At 42.3% G+C, this 2,333-nt stretch carries 2 protein-coding genes and 1 tRNA gene; all 3 read left to right on the forward strand.

The features are described from left to right. Positions 1-264 precede the first annotated feature (264 nt). The 3 genes from PY364_RS21175 (at position 265) to PY364_RS21185 (ending at position 2,230) form a co-directional block, all read left to right on the forward strand. Positions 265-1,449 carry a DUF3747 domain-containing protein gene (locus PY364_RS21175; RefSeq protein WP_275525994.1) on the forward strand — a complete coding sequence of 395 codons (1,185 nt, stop codon included), beginning with the start codon at positions 265-267 and terminating at the stop codon, positions 1,447-1,449. A gap of 176 nt (positions 1,450-1,625) precedes the next feature. After that, positions 1,626-1,976, forward strand: coding sequence for a hypothetical protein (locus PY364_RS21180; protein WP_275525996.1), 351 nt, complete (start codon positions 1,626-1,628; stop codon positions 1,974-1,976). A 181-nt stretch (positions 1,977-2,157) separates the two neighbouring features. Continuing rightward, a tRNA-Arg gene (locus tag PY364_RS21185) sits at positions 2,158-2,230 on the forward strand. The last annotated feature ends 103 nt before the right edge of the window (positions 2,231-2,333 follow it).

Here is a 2,333-nt window from a genome sequence, read left to right on the forward strand (position 1 = left end):
CCGGGACGGCGGCGTTACGTGAGAAATGCGTAAGTTCTGTTTGTATTTTAGACGATTTTAAGGGAGATAGAAAACTCGCCCTAATTTAAGGAAGTTAACTGTCCACCAAATTTTTGACAGTAACAGACTCAAACCCCCGTCAGTCAAGAGCTGTAAAATTTTTAATGATTTTCCCTAAAAATATTTTTTAACTCCCTAATCTCCTGCGCGGAACCCCTCTCCAATTTTTTAAAGTAGTGACATCAAGCAAACAGGGAATACAAAATGAATATTTTACGCAGACTGGCAATGGCCGCTTTCGGTACCGCCGCTATCTTCACAATCAATACTTTAAATCAAGCTGCCGTAGCGTATAAATTTGACCAAACAGAAATTGACCAAAACAGCGTTGTTGCCGTTGCAGTTCCACGCGGTTTAGGCGGCCACCAACTGTTAGTTTTAGAACAAATATCTAAGTCGCGTTCTTGCTGGAGCGAAAGTGGTTCTAACCCCGTTACCATCGATCCGTTGCTGTTAAATTTTGACTTTACTGGTCTTTGCGGTCGAGCTACAGATAGCAATGGTTATTCTATTCGCATGGCAGGTACTGACTTAGCATTAAAATACAGTTTAAGTTTGCAGAATAATGGCAGCGATGTTCTCCTTGTTGGTAGTCCTAACGATCCAAATTATCAGCCTGTTGTGATTGGCAGAACGCGGGGTGTAACTAGCGGTTTGATGAAGGTTTTTCTTGACCCAGAATGGCGTTTTGCTAAACGAGCTTATGACGGTAAAACCCTCGGTCACTTTTATTTAGCCAGCAATCAATCTGCTCCGGGAAGTGTAAATAATGGCACTGATACACCGCCTATTACTACTGCTTTTAAAGATATCAGTAGCGATATCTATTCTAAGGAAATTCAACAGGCTGTAGACCTGGGATTCGTTGCTGGATTCAGCGATAATACCTTCCGTCCTCAAGAAGCTTTAACTAGGGAGCAATTGGTGTCGTTAGTCTTGGAATCTTTGAAGCGCGTTAAGGGTGCTAATTTAAGTATTCCCACTCAAGTATCATCTCGTCCTTATTCTGATGTTGAGGCTTCCCGCTGGAGTGCTGCTAAAATTAAATTTGCACAGGATAATAAGATTGTCAGCGGCTATGAAGATGGGACGTTTAAACCGCAGCAACTTGTCACCCGTGCTGAAATGATGGCAGTGCTAAGAAAAGCAGCAGAATTTGGTTTGACTTTGCAAGGTCAAGCTCCTAATTTATCCCCCACACAACCAGTTAAAACTTTCTCAGATACCCCAAATCACTGGGCCGCTTCCACAATTAATCAAATGTCTAGTTATTGCTCTGTAGCTTCTCCTTTGAATGAAAGTGGCAATCAGTTTTTCCCAGATGCAGGAGCAAAGCGTAATTATGCAGCAGCAGCTACTTTAAGAATGCTCAATTGTGTTTCTAAGTAGTAGTTCATTGCTTGCGGTGAATGGTGACAGGACTTACACAAAACTATTATTAGCGCCGCCGTTTTGGTGTTAAAAATACCTAAGTCTTAAGTGAAAAATTTTCAATTTCACTATTCACCTAAATCTTACCAAGTTTTAACAGATCGAACAGTCCTTTAACAACCCAGGTAACAATCATGGAAACTATTCTTTGTTCACCTCTAGCGACTACTAATCAATCTGAATCAGTTAAGAATAATAGCGATTTAGATAGCTGTATTGCATTAGCTTGGTTGGAGTTAGTGGCATTAAATGCAGATGCTTTGACAGGAGATGATTGGCTGGCTCTGTGCGATGATATTGATACTGGCGAAATCTATCGAGATTGGTTTTTGTGGCAAGATATGGAAGTTAGCGGCGAATGGGAAGCTTTCGATCATTTAAGCGATCGCCGATTTGCATTCCCAGAAAAAGCTTCTCTCAAAGCTTTGATTGACAGGATAGAGGATGCGAGAAATTCCGCGATCGCGCAACTTGAATTTTGCTAAGATGCCCCCTATAAGTCCCCCGAACTTTGGGGGACAGCGACAGCCAAGGGTTAAATTAAAGTATCGTTGAATACAATTTGCTCGAAGTTCAGCTTTAAAATATTTATTTCAGGGATGCGATCGCAAATTTTTCTCACCCGCTCCATTTTGCCGACAGACGTGCTATAATTAAAAAAAGCGAGGGCACGTAGCTCAGTGGATAGAGCATCAGATTCCGGTTCTGAGGGTCGGGGGTTCAAATCCCTCCGTGCTCGCTTAGTTAGCAAGGCAGGCAAGCCACCCCGCATTTCCCCATTTCCCGCTTGCCTGCCATTTCTCTTTTTAACTTTGCAATCGGATTGTTTGTAACGCCGCCGT

This window comes from Kamptonema sp. UHCC 0994 (assembly GCF_029167235.1).
GTDB lineage: Bacteria > Cyanobacteriota > Cyanobacteriia > Cyanobacteriales > Microcoleaceae > Kamptonema.

Excerpts from the sequence above, each read along its gene's own strand:
- PY364_RS21180 (WP_275525996.1), top strand. The coding sequence starts at position 1,626 with ATGGAAACTATTCTTTGTTCACCTCTAGCGACTACTAATCAATCTGAA.
- PY364_RS21175 (WP_275525994.1), top strand. The coding sequence starts at position 265 with ATGAATATTTTACGCAGACTGGCAATGGCCGCTTTCGGTACCGCCGCT.